This window comes from Citrobacter sp. Cb031 (assembly GCF_030336725.1).
GTDB classification, from domain to species: Bacteria; Pseudomonadota; Gammaproteobacteria; order Enterobacterales; family Enterobacteriaceae; genus Citrobacter; species Citrobacter braakii.
Map to the genome: position 1 here is coordinate 20,273 of NZ_JAOWDA010000022.1, position 15,746 is coordinate 36,018.

The following is a 15,746-nucleotide window of genomic DNA, read 5'->3' on the forward strand; positions in this document are numbered from 1 at the left end:
ATAAAAAATCACTGAATAGCAACCACAAATCACCGATTGAGGAAATTAGCCAGCAGTTGATGCCCCTGCTCGCTGAGAATACTCTCCGGGTGAAACTGCACCCCTTCCATATCGCACTCGCGGTGACGAATGCCCATAATCTCCTGCGTTTCACTCCAGGCCGTCACCTCAAAGCAGTCAGGAAGCGTCGCGGGGGCAACCACCAGAGAATGGTAGCGCGTCACCGTTAATGGGTTGGCGAGCCCCTGAAAAACACCCTGCCCGTTATGCGTAATTGGCGAGGTTTTACCGTGCATCACTTTAGCTGCCCGAACCACTGTCGCGCCAAAGGCCTGCGCCATAGCCTGATGTCCCAGACAAACACCCAGCAGGGGCGTCTTGCCCGCGAAATGACGAATAACATCCAATGAGATACCAGCGTCATCCGGCGTGCAGGGGCCTGGGGATATTACGATTTTTTGCGGGCTTAGCGCGTCGATTTGCGCCAGCGTCAGTTCGTCGTTGCGCCTGACAAGGACATCAGCGCCCAGTTCGCAGAAGTATTGGTACAGGTTCCAGGTAAAAGAATCATAGTTATCGATAAGCAGGATCATGGCGGCTCCGGTACATAAGAACCGCGCTATTCTACTCAGTTTCCGGGGCTTCGCTTACCACTTTACGAAATATCGCCCGAAGCGCAGACAGGTCACCCATCGCCCCACTCTGATTAGCCAGGTTCCACTCCTCAACCGGAATGTCATCCCAGCTCAATATATACCCGGCATGAATCGCTAACTGTTCGAAAAAAATTCGCTGTGCCAGACCGCTGCCAATACGAAACGGATGCAGCACGTTGATTTCGCAATAATAGTGCGCAAGACGATCCACAAACTTATCTTCCGGTAACCCCACCAACCAGGACTCGTCTTCCAGGTCCTGCATCAGCGCATTGCCCTCTTTCTCGATATAAGCGAAATGACAAAAGCGGGTATCGCCCTGATAAATATCCACTTCTCGCAGATGTCCCGCCCAGTCAAAAATATCCCGATACAGTTGGCGATGAATGGCGCACAGATGCGGCAAGCCCCGTTTAAGCGGGCCTAATTCGATAGTGGCCGCACGCAGCGCCGTCAGTTCATACGCCGCCTGCGCCAGGCGCTGTGCCTGATGAATCCCCAGACGGTTACGCATGACATTCAGGCCCGGATACAAATAGGGATCGCGTCCATCACCGAATTTATCGCTCATAGTGCCCCCTCAACTCTTCAAGACGCGCCAGGGCGTCTTCCGTGCTCAAAGTCACCCGTGGAATATCCACGCCTTCCAGCCGCCGACTGGCCTGGAAATTGGCATTTCGCCGTTGTTCCCAGAGTCTGGACTTTTGTTTATCGGTGAGTTTTTTCACGTGACCTCCCTGAATGAGCCGACACTTGCCACAAGTATAAGCGGCAATTTCAGGTTACGCAGAGAAGGGAAAGAACGCGGACAGGAACTGCCCGCGCAAAAGACGTTTACGGCAGGACTTTGGCAGACAGGATAACAATCGGTTTTGACGGGACATTCTGGTAAGGACCAACATCATGGGTCTGCACCTGAGAGATCTTATCCGCGACATCCATACCTTTCACAACTTTACCGAAGACCGCGTACCCAAAGTCGCGCTGGCCGTGATCGAGGAACGCATTGTCTGCAATATTGATAAAGAACTGGCTGGTCGCGCTGTCTTTATCTGCTGTACGCGCCATGGCAATCGTGCCGCGGGTATTACGCAGTCCGTTATCAGCTTCATTCTTGATTGGCGGGTTAGGTTTCTTCTGCTGCATCTGCTCGGTAAAACCGCCGCCCTGCACCATGAAGCCAGGGATCACGCGGTGGAACGTGGTGTTGTTATAGAAACCGCTGTTGACATAATCGACAAAGTTTTGCACTGAAACCGGGGCTTTCTGACTGTTCAGCTCCAGCTCAATGTTACCGGCAGAGGTTGTCAGCAGGACATGCGGGTCACCTTTTGCTGCCAGTGCTGCGGGAGAGAGAGCAGAAAGAGCGAGAACAGCTGCAACAGCCGCCAGAGTCGATTTGAGCATGAGAATTCCTTAACAAGAGCAGAAATGAAGCAAGTGAATTGATTCTAAAGAGCCTTCAAGAACAAGGCCATCCCTTTACTTAATTTTACGTACTTGAAACAAATGTAACCTTATAGCCTCAAGATTCAATGCGATCTAGATCACATAAAAAAATGTAACGTAGCAAGTAATTACCAATAAACATTTAAATGCATCACTAAAGCGCCTAAAATCTGCCCGCTCACGGCGCAGTCAATGCGCCTAACACTTCTATACAGGCCAGTCATGACTAACAGCAATCGCATCAAGCTCACATGGATTAGCTTTCTCTCCTACGCCCTGACAGGCGCGTTGGTAATTGTCACCGGGATGGTGATGGGAAACATCGCAGATTACTTCCATTTGCCCGTTTCCAGTATGAGTAACACCTTCACCTTTCTGAATGCCGGCATTCTGATCTCTATTTTTCTGAATGCTTGGCTGATGGAAATTGTGCCACTGAAAACCCAGTTGCGCTTTGGCTTTATCCTGATGGTTCTGGCGGTCGCCGGACTGATGCTCAGCCATAGCCTGGCCTTGTTCTCAGCCGCCATGTTTGTACTGGGTCTGGTGAGCGGTATCACCATGTCGATTGGTACGTTCCTGGTGACTCAGATGTACGAAGGTCGCCAGCGCGGTTCCCGCCTGCTGTTTACTGACTCCTTCTTCAGCATGGCCGGCATGATTTTCCCGATGGTGGCAGCATTCCTGTTAGCGCGCAGCATCGAATGGTATTGGGTTTATGCCTGCATCGGCCTGGTATACGTCGCCATTTTCCTGCTGACCTTCGGCTGCGAATTCCCGGCGCTGGGTAAACACGCGCAGCAATCGGACGCGCCTGTGGTAAAAGAAAAATGGGGCATTGGCGTGCTGTTCCTGGCGATCGCCGCGCTGTGCTACATCCTCGGTCAGTTGGGCTTTATCTCCTGGGTGCCGGAATACGCCAAAAGTCTGGGCATGAGCCTGAACGACGCAGGTAAACTGGTCAGCGACTTCTGGATGTCTTACATGGTTGGCATGTGGGCATTTAGCTTTATCCTGCGTTTCTTCGATTTGCAGCGCATCCTGACCGTACTGGCTGGTGTGGCTACCGTCCTGATGTATCTGTTTATCACCGGTACGCCGGAGCATATGCCGTGGTTCATTCTGACGTTGGGCTTCTTCTCCAGCGCGATTTATACCACCATCATTACCCTCGGCTCCCAGCAGACGAAGGTCGCATCACCTAAACTGGTTAACTTCGTTCTGACCTGTGGCACCATCGGTACTATGCTCACCTTCGTGGTCACTGGCCCTATCGTGGCGCACAGCGGTCCGCTGGCGGCATTGCAGACGGCTAACGGCTTGTATGCGGTCGTATTCGTGATGTGCTTTATTCTTGGGTTCGTCACGCGTCATCGCCAGCATAACGCACCCGCAACGCATTAATCTGAGTGCCGGATGGCGATGCTAACGCATCTTATCCGGCCTACAAGACAAGCTGTTCGTAGGCCGGATAAGGCGCAGACGCCCTCCGGCCTATTCCCGCGCCCTCTTCTTTCTCTGGTGCTGTAGGCCAATTCTTACAAAAACCCCTTAATTTGTACGCTATTTATACAAACACGAAAAGCCTGTTAATTCCGTAACTTATAAAAATGCAGTTAAATCAGCTATATACCTCTTAAGGAGTATATAAAGGCGAATTTGATTTGCATCAATAAGCGGGGTTGCTGAATCGTTAAGGTAGGCAGTAATAGAAAAGAAATCGAGGCAAAAATGAGCAAAGTCAGACTCGCTATTATCGGTAATGGTATGGTCGGCCATCGCTTTATTGAGGATCTTCTTGATAAATCCGACGCTGCCAATTTTGATATTACCGTCTTCTGTGAAGAACCCCGCAAAGCGTACGACCGTGTCCACCTGTCGTCCTACTTCTCCCACCACACCGCCGAAGAACTTTCTCTGGTGCGTGAAGGATTCTACGAGAAGCATGGCGTTAAGGTGTTAGTGGGCGAGCGCGCAATCACCATCAACCGCCAGGAGAAGGTGATCCACTCCAGCGCGGGTCGTACGGTCTATTACGATAAGCTGATCATGGCGACAGGCTCTTATCCGTGGATCCCACCGATTAAAGGTTCGGAAACCCAAGACTGCTTCGTTTACCGCACCATCGAAGACCTCAACGCCATTGAGTCTTGCGCGCGCCGTAGCAAACGTGGTGCCGTCGTCGGCGGTGGCCTGCTGGGCCTGGAAGCCGCCGGGGCGCTGAAAAGCCTCGGCGTTGAAACCCACGTGATTGAATTTGCCCCGATGCTGATGGCCGAACAGCTGGATCACATGGGTGGCGAGCAGTTACGTCGCAAAATTGAAAGCATGGGCGTACGTGTCCACACCAGCAAAAACACTAAAGAGATCGTCCAGGAAGGCACCGAAGCGCGCAAAACCATGCGTTTTGCCGACGGTAGCGAACTGGAAGTCGATTTCATCGTCTTTTCTACCGGTATTCGCCCACGCGACAAACTGGCCACCCAATGCGGCCTCGACGTTGCGCCGCGCGGTGGTATTGTGATTAACGATACCTGCCAGACTTCTGATCCGGACATCTATGCCATCGGCGAATGCGCCAGCTGGAACAACCGCGTGTATGGTCTGGTCGCTCCAGGCTACAAAATGGCGCAGGTTGCCGTTGACCATATTCTCGAAACCGAAAACGCCTTTGAAGGCGCGGATCTGAGCGCCAAGCTGAAGCTGCTTGGTGTTGACGTCGGCGGGATTGGCGACGCGCATGCGCGCACGCCGGGCGCCCGTAGCTACGTCTATCTCGACGAAAGCAAAGAAGTCTACAAACGCCTCATCGTTAGCGAAGATAACAAAACCCTGCTCGGGGCGGTTTTAGTCGGTGACACCAGCGATTACGGCAACCTGCTGCAGTTGGTGCTGAACGCCATCGAACTGCCGGAAAACCCAGACTCACTGATTCTGCCAGCTCACGCGGGCAGCGGTAAGCCGTCTATCGGTGTCGATAAACTGCCGGACAGCGCGCAGATTTGCTCCTGCTTCGACGTCACCAAAGGCATGCTGATCGCCGCTATCAACAAAGGCTGCCACACCGTTGCGGCGCTGAAAGCTGAAACCAAAGCTGGTACCGGCTGCGGCGGGTGTATCCCGTTGGTAACGCAGGTCCTGAACGCTGAACTGGCGAAACAGGGGATCGAAGTTAACAACAACCTGTGTGAACACTTCCCGTACTCGCGTCAGGAACTGTTCCATCTGATCCGTGTAGAAGGAATTAAAACCTTCGAAGAGCTGCTGGCAAAACACGGGAAAGGCTACGGCTGTGAAGTGTGTAAACCAACCGTAGGTTCCCTGCTGGCCTCCTGCTGGAATGAGTACATCCTCAAACCACAGCACACGCCGCTGCAGGACACTAACGACAACTTCCTGGCGAACATCCAGAAAGACGGTACCTACTCCGTGATCCCGCGCTCTGCGGGCGGAGAAATTACTCCTGAAGGCCTGGTGGCCGTGGGCCGTATCGCGCGTGAATTTAACCTGTATACAAAAATCACCGGTTCTCAGCGTATCGGCCTGTTCGGCGCGCAAAAAGATGACCTGCCGGAAATCTGGCGTCAGCTGATTGAAGCGGGCTTTGAAACCGGTCACGCATACGCCAAAGCGCTGCGTATGGCGAAAACCTGCGTAGGCAGTACCTGGTGTCGTTATGGCGTCGGCGATAGCGTCGGATTCGGCGTGGAGCTGGAAAACCGCTACAAGGGCATTCGTACCCCGCACAAAATGAAATTCGGCGTCTCCGGCTGTACCCGTGAATGTGCGGAAGCTCAAGGCAAAGACGTGGGTATCATCGCCACTGAGAAAGGCTGGAACTTGTACGTTTGCGGTAACGGCGGGATGAAACCTCGTCATGCAGACCTGCTGGCAGCGGATATCGACCGCGAAACGCTGCTCAAATACCTTGATCGTTTCATGATGTTCTACATCCGTACCGCTGACAAACTGACCCGAACCGCACCATGGTTAGACAACCTGGAAGGCGGTATCGAATATCTGAAATCGGTCATCATCGACGACAAACTGGGGCTGAACCAGCACCTGGAAGAAGAGATGGCCCGTCTGCGTGAAGCGGTGGTCTGCGAGTGGACAGAGACGGTTAACACCCCATCCGCACAGGTTCGCTTCAAACACTTTATCAACAGCGATCAACGCGATCCGAATGTCCAGGTTGTGCCTGAACGTGAACAACATCGTCCGGCCACGCCCTATGAGCGTATCCCGGTGACTCTGGTGGAGGAAAACGCATGAGCCAGTGGAAAAACATCTGCAAAATCGATGACATTCTGCCTGCAACAGGCGTCTGCGCCCTGTTAGGTAGCGAGCAAGTTGCGATTTTCCGCCCGTATCACAGCGACCAGGTGTTTGCGATCAGCAACATCGACCCGTTCTTCGAGTCCAGCGTGCTTTCTCGTGGGCTGATTGCTGAACATCAGGGCGAATTGTGGGTCGCCAGCCCGCTGAAAAAACAGCGTTTTCGCTTAAGCGACGGTCTGTGCATGGAAGACGAACAGTTCTCCGTGAAACATTACGAAGCCCGAGTGAAAGACGGCACGGTGCAACTACGCGGTTAATAAATTTTTGGGAGGCGCAACGCCTCCCCTTTTTTGACGTATTTGTAGGTCTTTTATTTGTAGGCCTGATAAGCGTAGCGCCATCAGGCCTACGGTTACGATTTCTTTTTATTGTTTGTACTTCAAGGATAATCAACACATGTTCACAGACACTATTAATAAGTGTGCGGCTAACGCTGCGCGCATCGCACGCCTCTCGGCTAATAACCCGCTCGGATTCTGGGTCAGTTCGGCAATGGCGGGGGCCTACGTCGGTCTCGGCATCATTCTTATTTTCACCCTCGGTAATCTGCTCGACCCGTCCGTTCGTCCTCTGGTAATGGGTGCAACCTTTGGTATCGCTTTAACGCTGGTCATTATTGCCGGTTCGGAACTGTTTACCGGTCACACCATGTTCCTGACGCTTGGCGTTAAAGCGGGCACCATCAGTCACGGTCAGATGTGGGCAATCCTGCCAAAAACCTGGCTGGGTAACCTGGTCGGTTCCGTGTTTGTCGCTCTGCTTTACAGTTGGGGCGGCGGTAGCCTGCTGCCGGTCGATACCAGCATAGTCCATTCGGTAGCGTTGGCAAAAACTACCGCGCCAGCAACGGTGCTGTTCTTTAAAGGCGCACTGTGTAACTGGTTGGTTTGTCTGGCAATCTGGATGGCAATTCGTACCGAGGGCGCAGCAAAATTCCTCGCTATCTGGTGGTGTCTGCTGGCGTTTATCGCTTCCGGTTACGAGCACTCGGTTGCCAACATGACGCTGTTTGCCCTCTCCTGGTTCGGTCACCACAGCGAAGCCTATACCCTGTCAGGAATTGGTCATAACCTGTTGTGGGTGACACTCGGTAATACTTTGTCCGGTGTCGTATTCATGGGATTGGGTTATTGGTATGCTACGCCAAAATCGGAGCGTCCTGTTCCGGCAAAAATCAACCAGCCAGAGGCTACTGCCAATAATTAAGGGGTAATGTCGTGGATCATTTGCCTATATTTTGTCAACTACGTGACCGCGACTGCTTGATCGTCGGCGGTGGTGATGTCGCAGAACGCAAAGCGCGGTTACTGCTGGAAGCGGGCGCCCGTATAACGGTTAATGCGCTGGCGTTTATTCCGCAGTTCACCGTATGGGCAGATGAAGGCATGCTGACGCTGGTTGAGGGACCGTTCGACGAGTCCCTGCTCGACACCTGCTGGCTGGCTATTGCCGCCACCGATGACGATGCCGTCAACCAAAGCGTCAGCACCGCCGCAGAATCACGTCGTATTTTCTGCAACGTGGTCGATGCGCCAAAAGCAGCCAGTTTTATCATGCCCTCCATTATCGACCGCTCGCCGCTGATGGTGGCGGTCTCCTCCGGCGGTACATCGCCGGTGCTTGCCCGTCTGCTACGTGAAAGACTTGAATCTGTGCTGCCTCAGCATCTGGGCCAGGTCGCGCAATATGCAGGCAAGTTACGCGCCCGAGTGAAAGAACAGTTTGCCAGCATGGGTGAACGTCGCCGCTTCTGGGAAAAATTGTTCGTGAATGACCGCCTGGCGCAGTCGCTGGCGAACAGTGACCAGAAAGCCGTCGAGGAAACCACCGAGCAGTTGCTCAGCGAACCGTTGGACCATCGAGGCGAAGTAGTGCTGGTTGGCGCCGGTCCTGGCGATGCCGGGCTGCTGACGCTGAAAGGTCTACAGCAGATCCAGCAAGCGGATGTCGTGGTTTATGACCGTCTGGTATCCGACGACATCATGAACCTAGTACGCCGCGATGCCGACCGGGTGTTCGTCGGTAAACGCGCGGGCTACCACTGCGTACCGCAGGAAGAAATTAACCAGATCCTGCTGCGTGAAGCGCAACAGGGCAAACGCGTCGTGCGCCTGAAAGGTGGCGACCCGTTCATCTTTGGCCGTGGTGGCGAAGAGCTGGAAACCCTGTGTCATGCCGGTATTCCATTCTCCGTTGTGCCAGGTATTACCGCAGCATCCGGTTGTTCCGCCTATTCCGGCATTCCACTGACCCATCGAGATTACGCCCAGAGTGTACGTCTGGTCACCGGGCACCTGAAAACCGGCGGCGAGCTGGACTGGGAAAATCTGGCGGCAGAGAAACAGACGCTGGTGTTCTACATGGGCCTCAATCAGGCGGCTACTATCCAGGAAAAACTGATCGAATTTGGCATGCAACCCGATATGTCTGTCGCGCTGGTAGAAAACGGTACCTCCGTGAAGCAACGCGTTGTTAACGGGGTGCTTTCGCAACTCGGCGAACTGGCGCAGCAGGTTGAAAGCCCGGCGCTGATTATCGTCGGCCGCGTGGTTGGACTACGCGATAAGCTGAACTGGTTCTCGAACCATTAATTTAACGCTGAAAAATGCCCTGATGTTGGACTGCCCCCATAAAGTTGGACAGTTCATATTCAGGGCATTTATTTATCTTCCGATAGAAATAAATAACCGATATACGCTATATACTCGCCTCAGTAGCCCAACCGTTAATCATTAATTAAATGTATTTTTAAAACATTCAAATTCATTGAAAGCATATTTTATATAAAACTTGTTATGTCCTAATCCGGACTACTTTAAGTTTATTTTAGTTGATATCTTAACCGCCGAGAAATGGATTTCATCCATTTAAAAATAGATATCTTACAAGGATTTTAACATGCTGAAATTTGCAAAAATCACTATCGTTGCTGGTGTTCTGGCTACGCTGACCGCGTGTACTGGTCATGTCGATAACAAAAAAGATAACTGCACCTACGATTACTTCCTGCATCCGGCAATTTCTATTTCTAAAATTATTGGTGGCTGTGGCCCAGCTGCAGATCTGTAACAGAAGCGATTGCGCAGATACAAAAAAACCGGGAAATCCCCGGTTTTTATATTTATAGGTTAAATGCTCATTCACACGTTACCGCACTTCTCGCCGAGCAGGTAGCGGGCCAGGGTTGTCAGTCCCTCCTCTCTCTTGATAAATATCCGACGCATTTTATATCTTCAGTAAATTGAATATTTATATCTTCATTAAAGTGATTGATATAAGGAAATATGCAAACGGCGAGGCGCTTCATATTTTTTGAGATTCACCAGCGAACAGGCGAAAAAAAACCGGGTAGAACCCGGTTTCTTCAGCAACGCAGAGCGCATTACGGCTTGGCGACAAAACCAATCGCTTCGTAAACCGCTTTCAGCGTAACAGACGCGCGTGCGCTGGCTTTTTCCGCGCCATCTTTCATCACCTGCTGCAGGAAAGCTTCATCGTTACGGAAACGGTGATAACGCTCCTGAAGCTCGGTCAGCATGCCGGAAACGGCCTCTGCGACTTCACCTTTCAGATGACCATACATCTTGCCTTCAAAGTGCTGTTCCAGCTCCGGAATGCTCTGGCCGGTAACGGCAGAGAGGATATCCAGCAGGTTGGAAACACCCGCTTTATTCTGCACGTCGTAGCGTACAACAGGCGGCTCTTCGGAATCGGTCATCGCACGTTTGATTTTCTTAACCACGGATTTCGGATCTTCCAGCAGGCCGATCACGTTGTTGCGGTTGTCATCCGACTTGGACATTTTCTTCGTCGGCTCCAGCAGCGACATCACGCGCGCACCGGATTTAGGAATGAACGGCTCAGGCACTTTGAAGATGTCGCCATACAGGGCGTTGAAGCGCTGGGCGATATCGCGGCTTAGTTCCAGATGCTGTTTCTGATCTTCGCCAACCGGTACCTGGTTGGTCTGATACAGCAGGATGTCTGCCGCCATCAGCACCGGATAATCAAACAGACCGGCGTTGATGTTCTCCGCATAGCGTGCGGATTTATCTTTGAACTGGGTCATACGGCTCAGCTCGCCGAAATAGGTGTAGCAGTTCAGCGCCCAACCTAACTGCGCGTGTTCCGGTACATGAGACTGGACGAAAATGGTGCTTTTTTCAGGATCGATACCGCATGCCAGATACAGCGCCAGCGTATCGAGCGTTGCTTTACGCAGCTGCTGAGCATCCTGACGAACGGTGATGGCATGTTGGTCAACGATGCAGTAGATGCAATGGTAGTCATCCTGCATGCTCACCCACTGACGCAGCGCACCCATATAGTTGCCAATGGTCAATTCACCTGAGGGCTGTGCGCCACTAAAAACGATGGGCTTAGTCATTTTTTGATTCCTGATTTTCGCTATGCGGAAGCCCGAGAACGGGCAGTAGTTCATTAATACGGTCGTAAATAACGTCGGGTTGGCTCAGCGCGATCGACTCACCGTAGTTGTAGCCATAAGTCAGGCCAACGGACGGACAGCCAGCAGCTTTTGCCGCCTGAATATCATTACGTGAATCCCCTACGAAGAGCAATTGCTCCGGCTTGATGCCAAGCTTGCTTGCTACCAGCAGTAGCGGATCCGGATGCGGTTTTTTATTCTGCACGTCGTCACCACCGATGACCACACTAAAGTATTTGGCGATATCTAACGCCTCAAGCAATGGCGCGACAAACGGGGTCGGTTTGTTGGTCACCAGACCCAGCGGCAATCCTTTCGCATACATCGCGCCCAGCGTGTCGGCAACATCAGGGAACAGGAATGTCCCCTCTTCTGCGACATCGCCGTAGTATCTGTCGAACAGCTTACGCAAAATACGCACCTGTTCTTCGGCAGGGATATCATCATCAACGGGCGGTTTACCCATTGTCTTACGTAGTGTGGCGCGCTCCTGACGCGACCACGCCAGCGCGCGCTCCATCAGTACATCTGCACCGTTGCCAATCCAGGTGATAACGCGTTCTTCACCGGCAATCGGCAGTTCCAGCGCATACAGCGCCATATCCACCGCTGCGGTTAATCCCGGCGCGCTGTCGACCAGCGTACCGTCGAGGTCAAATGCCACGCCCCGAATATCCTGAAACTTATCCATGACTTACCTTCGCCAGTTCATTGCGCATTTCATCAATGACTTTTTTGTAGTCTGGTTGGTCGAAAATAGCAGAGCCTGCGACAAACATATCTGCACCCGCCGCCGCGATTTCACCAATGTTGTTCACCTTGACGCCGCCGTCCACTTCGAGGCGGATATCGTAGCCAGATTCATCAATACGACGACGCACTTCGCGCAGCTTATCCAGCGTTTGTGGGATAAAGGACTGCCCGCCAAAACCTGGGTTAACGGACATCAGCAGGATCACATCGAGCTTATCCATGACGTAGTCCAGATAGCTCAGCGGTGTTGCCGGGTTAAACACCAGGCCCGCTTTACAGCCATGCTCTTTGATCAGCTGTAAAGTGCGATCGACGTGCTCGGAGGCTTCCGGGTGAAAAGTAATGATGCTCGCGCCGGCGGCGGCGAAGTCCGGGACAATACGATCGACCGGTTTCACCATCAGATGAACGTCAATCGGGGCAGTAATGCCATATTTACGCAGCGATTTCAGTACCATCGGGCCGATGGTCAGGTTCGGTACGTAGTGATTGTCCATGACATCGAAGTGTACGACATCGGCACCGGCAGTCAGCGCTCTCGCGGTGTCCTCACCCAGGCGGGCAAAATCAGCCGACAGAATTGAGGGGGCGATCAAATACTGTTTCATCCGCTTCTCCTTGAGAATTATTTCTTCGCAGGCGTTACAACTCCTGGTTTATACAGTGCCAGCAGTTCGTTCACCTTTTTACGCGTGCCGCCATTGCTGCTAATGCTGCGCCGCACTTTGACCTGAAAATGTTTCGCCGATCGGTACCATTCGCGGGTATCGGGCGTGTCATGGTTCGAAATTAACACCGGGATCTGCTTACTGACCAGCTTTTCTGCCATCTCGGCCAGATGCGCCTGCTCTTTTGGGCTAAAGCTGTTGGTATGATACGCGGTGAAATTTGCCGTCGCCGAAAGCGGTGCATAAGGCGGGTCACAATAGACCACAGAGTTGCTATCCGCACGGTCCATACACTCTTCATAGGAGAGACAATGGAACTCCGCATTCTGCGCTTTTTCAGCAAAATGGTACAACTCGGCTTCCGGGAAGTAAGGTTTTTTATAACGACCAAACGGTACATTAAACTCGCCGCGCAGGTTATAACGGCACAATCCGTTGTAACCAAAGCGGTTCAGATACAAGAACAGTACTGCACGGCGGAACGGATCCTGACTGGCATTAAATTCTTCTCTGAACCGATAGTACACCTCAGCCTGATTAGTTTCAGGCATAAACAGCTCACGCGAAGCCTGCACATACTCATCGGTACGTGTCTTCACGATGTTATAGAGACTGATAAGGTCGCTGTTGATATCGGCAAGAATATAACGAGAAAAGTCGGTGTTGAGAAACACCGACCCGGCACCCACGAAAGGTTCAATCAGGCATTCACCCTGAGGTAAATGCCGTTTGATATCATCAAGCAGGGGGTATTTTCCCCCTGCCCATTTCAAAAAAGCGCGATTTTTTTTCATGCTGACTAACTAATTACACCTTCTCCGGCTGTGGAGAAAGCTCCGACAGCATCCTGCGCTTTAGTCTTTGTCCCGCAATTGGGCGAAACAGCAAACCATTGCAGAACATATCCTATCTTACTTCAAATCGGCCTGAACCTGGTGCAGCGGTTTTGCCCACGGATTTTTCGCCTGAATATCGGCGGGTAGCGTAGACACTGCACGTTTCGCATCTTCTTTAGACGCATACACGCCTGTTACCAGAACATACCACGGTTGACCGTTACGCGTCGTCTGATACACCACGTAGTTCTTCAGGTTTTCTTTCTTCGCCCAACCGTTAAGGTTGTCGTAGTTAGAAGAACTGCTGAGCTGCAGCGTGTAATGGCTGGACGGCGCAGATTTTAACGCTCCGACATTTCCTGCACTTTTCGCTCCACCAGCAACAGGTGTTGACGTTGTTGCCGTCGCAGTTGGCGCAGGCGTTGTAGTCGCGGTTGCTTTCGGCTCAACGGTCGCCTTCGGCGTAGCGGTAACCACAGGTGCTTTGGTTGTAGTCGTCGGCGCAGTTGCAGTTGGTTTTGCCTGAGCAACAGGTTTCGGCTCTGTCTGCGTCGCTTTCACCGTAGTTTGCGGTTTGCTCTTCGGCTCAATAACAGCCTGTTTACGTTCCTGGTGTGTCGCAGCAGGGCGTTCAGCCGTTTCCGTTTTCGCAGTCTGGCGCACAGCATTACCATTACGAACTGGCGCAACGGTCGCAGGTTCGGTCGGCAGCGTAGAGTTAACCACTACATTATTAACCTGCTCCTGGCCTTGCGGTTGCGTCAGAGCGTTGTTCAGATCGCCCTGCACTTCAACACGCTGCTGGCCTTCAGTTGCCGCAGGTGTCTGACCTTGAGTTGGGGTAGAGGAAATCGGCGGTAGGGAAACATCCTGCTGGGTATTGCCAGCGGTCTGCTCAGCGCCTGCTGCAGGCGTAGTCGTGCTCGCCTGATCCGTCGCGTTGTTGCCAGAAAGATCAATGCTCTTCTCGCCAGATCCAGCCTGCTCACTGGGAGATGATGAGGGGGCTTTCAGCGCAGAACCGATACCGATGATCAGCAGCAACAGCACCAGGACACCGACACCCATCATCATATACTGACGAGAGGCAGGCTTGCTGGCGGGTTTCTTACGCTTGCGCGGACGGCGTTCTACACGCTCTTCATCCACGTCATCGTCATCAGATTCATACTCTTCTTCAATGTCCCGTTCTTCTTCACGCTCTTTACGTGCGCGCGCAGGACGACGATCGTCAGCATCCAGATCAACATCATCAAAATTGATTTGCGGCTCATTATCGCGTTCAGACGATTGACGAGAACGACCAGTACGACGATCGCTGGGATCGGGTTTCAGCTCGTCTTCTGGTTTGAATTCATCCATTTAACACCCCACTCAAAGGTTAATGCTTACGACTTTGCACATAACCTGAAGCTAAAAGACCTACGTTTCGCAACGCAAGCCAGACCTTTCTTGTTGTTACGCCGGCTGGCAATCAGCAATAGCGTTAAGAACCACCTCGTGCGACACTCCGCCGCGCACTTCACTCTTCCCTAATGCCAGCGGAAGCACTAAACGAATCTCTCCCGCTAACACTTTTTTATCTCGCAGCATGTGCGGCAGATAAGCCTCGCTGGACATTTCACGCGGTCCATTGACCGGCAAGCCCGCTCGCTGCAGCAGCGTAATGATGCGCTGCGTATCAGCGGAGGTAAACTGTCCAAGACGTTCTGACGTACGAGCAGCCATTACCATACCTGCTGCAACGGCTTCACCATGTAACCAATTGCCATAACCCATTTCAGCTTCGATCGCATGGCCAAACGTGTGTCCCAGATTCAGTAAAGCACGTAAGCCCATTTCACGCTCGTCCGCTGCGACAACTTCTGCTTTCAGCTCACAACAACGACGAATACAGTACGCCATCGCCGGACCATCCAGACGCAATAACGCATCCAGATTTTCTTCCAGCCAACTGAAAAATTCACCGTCAAGGATGATGCCGTATTTGATCACTTCCGCCAGCCCCGATGCCAGCTCACGCGCAGGAAGCGTTTTCAGACAATCGAGATCCACCACCACGGACGCCGGTTGGTAAAACGCGCCAATCATGTTTTTACCGAGGGGATGGTTTACGGCGGTTTTGCCGCCAACGGAGGAGTCGACCTGCGACAACAGGGTTGTCGGGACTTGAATAAAACGAACACCACGCTGATAGCTGGCTGCCGCAAAACCGGTCAGATCGCCTATCACGCCGCCGCCAAGTGCGACTAACGTGGTATCACGACCGTGCGGTTTTTGCAGTAACGCAGTGAAAACCGTATCCAGAACCGTCAGGCTTTTATACTGCTCGCCATCGGGAAGGATAACGCTATCAACGTTAACACCCGCCTGTTCAAGTACGCCGCGAACCTTATCGAGATAAAGGGGAGCCAGGGTTTCGTTGGTTACCAACATAACCTGATCGCCCGATTTCAGCGGTAAGAATGAAGCTGGCTCATTAAACAAACCAGCCGCGATGGTGATAGGGTAACTACGTTCCCCGAGAGTGACTGTGATCCTCTCCATTACGCGACATCCACCTTAGTTACTTGTACCCGCAGACGAGTGTGTATTC

General features: G+C 52.5%; 16 protein-coding genes and 1 pseudogene. 6 read left to right on the forward strand and 11 right to left on the reverse strand.

Annotation, left to right across the window (positions count from 1 at the left end; translation table 11 throughout):
* Window positions 1-29 precede the first annotated feature (29 nt).
* From pabA to ppiA, 4 genes are all read right to left on the reverse strand, one after another.
* Window positions 30-593: an aminodeoxychorismate synthase component 2 gene (gene pabA / locus OGV93_RS07525; protein WP_169329712.1), complete on the reverse strand. Its 564-nt coding sequence runs from the start codon at window positions 591-593 to the stop codon at window positions 30-32.
* A 31-nt stretch (window positions 594-624) separates the two neighbouring features.
* Window positions 625-1,227 (reverse strand): putative adenosine monophosphate-protein transferase Fic, encoded by a 603-nt coding sequence (locus tag OGV93_RS07530; protein WP_104652066.1) that lies wholly within the window; start codon window positions 1,225-1,227, stop codon window positions 625-627.
* Window positions 1,217-1,384, reverse strand: coding sequence for a FicA/YhfG family antitoxin (gene ficA, locus OGV93_RS07535; RefSeq protein ID WP_016157626.1), 168 nt, complete (start codon window positions 1,382-1,384; stop codon window positions 1,217-1,219). The genes OGV93_RS07530 and ficA overlap by 11 nt, the downstream gene beginning before the upstream one ends.
* Before the next feature lie 106 nt (window positions 1,385-1,490).
* Window positions 1,491-2,063, reverse strand: a complete 573-nt coding sequence (ppiA, locus tag OGV93_RS07540; protein ID WP_003023595.1) for a peptidylprolyl isomerase A — start codon at window positions 2,061-2,063, stop codon at window positions 1,491-1,493.
* Window positions 2,064-2,327: 264 nt separating this feature from the next.
* Between ppiA and tsgA the strand changes: the two genes are divergently transcribed.
* The 6 genes from tsgA to OGV93_RS07570 all read left to right on the forward strand — a co-directional run bounded on the left by tsgA (window position 2,328) and on the right by OGV93_RS07570 (window position 9,515).
* Window positions 2,328-3,509: an MFS transporter TsgA gene (gene tsgA / locus OGV93_RS07545; protein WP_131380237.1), complete on the forward strand. Its 1,182-nt coding sequence runs from the start codon at window positions 2,328-2,330 to the stop codon at window positions 3,507-3,509.
* Between the two features lie 327 nt (window positions 3,510-3,836).
* On the forward strand, window positions 3,837-6,380 hold the full coding sequence (gene nirB, locus OGV93_RS07550; protein ID WP_016154779.1) for an NADPH-nitrite reductase large subunit: 2,544 nt from the start codon (window positions 3,837-3,839) through the stop codon (window positions 6,378-6,380).
* Window positions 6,377-6,703, forward strand: coding sequence for a nitrite reductase small subunit NirD (nirD, locus tag OGV93_RS07555; protein ID WP_016154780.1), 327 nt, complete (start codon window positions 6,377-6,379; stop codon window positions 6,701-6,703). The genes nirB and nirD overlap by 4 nt, the downstream gene beginning before the upstream one ends.
* Window positions 6,704-6,842: 139 nt before the next feature.
* A complete protein-coding gene (gene nirC, locus OGV93_RS07560) occupies window positions 6,843-7,652 on the forward strand; it encodes a nitrite transporter NirC (RefSeq protein WP_080859341.1) in 810 nt (269 codons plus the stop codon).
* Window positions 7,653-7,663: 11 nt separating this feature from the next.
* Window positions 7,664-9,037: a siroheme synthase CysG gene (cysG, locus tag OGV93_RS07565; protein WP_016157628.1), complete on the forward strand. Its 1,374-nt coding sequence runs from the start codon at window positions 7,664-7,666 to the stop codon at window positions 9,035-9,037.
* Between the two features lie 307 nt (window positions 9,038-9,344).
* The gene (locus OGV93_RS07570) at window positions 9,345-9,515 is read left to right on the forward strand and encodes a YhfL family protein (RefSeq protein ID WP_016154783.1); all 171 of its coding nucleotides are present in this window, start codon (window positions 9,345-9,347) and stop codon (window positions 9,513-9,515) included.
* A 77-nt stretch (window positions 9,516-9,592) separates the two neighbouring features.
* Here OGV93_RS07570 and OGV93_RS07575 read toward each other — a convergent pair.
* The 7 genes and pseudogenes from OGV93_RS07575 to aroB all read right to left on the reverse strand — a co-directional run.
* A pseudogene (locus OGV93_RS07575) lies at window positions 9,593-9,670 on the reverse strand (hypothetical protein); the annotation flags it as partial.
* 158 nt (window positions 9,671-9,828) lie between these two features.
* A complete protein-coding gene (trpS, locus tag OGV93_RS07580; protein ID WP_016154784.1) occupies window positions 9,829-10,833 on the reverse strand; it encodes a tryptophan--tRNA ligase in 1,005 nt (334 codons plus the stop codon).
* The gene (gph, locus tag OGV93_RS07585) at window positions 10,826-11,584 is read right to left on the reverse strand and encodes a phosphoglycolate phosphatase (RefSeq protein ID WP_065554366.1); all 759 of its coding nucleotides are present in this window, start codon (window positions 11,582-11,584) and stop codon (window positions 10,826-10,828) included. Before gph ends, trpS begins: the two co-directional genes overlap by 8 nt.
* The gene (gene rpe / locus OGV93_RS07590; protein ID WP_003023561.1) at window positions 11,577-12,254 is read right to left on the reverse strand and encodes a ribulose-phosphate 3-epimerase; all 678 of its coding nucleotides are present in this window, start codon (window positions 12,252-12,254) and stop codon (window positions 11,577-11,579) included. The genes gph and rpe overlap by 8 nt, the downstream gene beginning before the upstream one ends.
* 17 nt (window positions 12,255-12,271) lie before the next feature.
* Complete coding sequence (gene dam / locus OGV93_RS07595) at window positions 12,272-13,108, reverse strand: adenine-specific DNA-methyltransferase (protein ID WP_016154786.1); 837 nt, start codon at window positions 13,106-13,108, stop codon at window positions 12,272-12,274.
* A gap of 117 nt (window positions 13,109-13,225) precedes the next feature.
* Window positions 13,226-14,512, reverse strand: coding sequence for a cell division protein DamX (gene damX, locus OGV93_RS07600; RefSeq protein ID WP_103766934.1), 1,287 nt, complete (start codon window positions 14,510-14,512; stop codon window positions 13,226-13,228).
* A 96-nt stretch (window positions 14,513-14,608) separates the two neighbouring features.
* A complete protein-coding gene (gene aroB, locus OGV93_RS07605) occupies window positions 14,609-15,697 on the reverse strand; it encodes a 3-dehydroquinate synthase (RefSeq protein WP_016154788.1) in 1,089 nt (362 codons plus the stop codon).
* Between the last annotated feature and the right edge of the window lie 49 nt (window positions 15,698-15,746).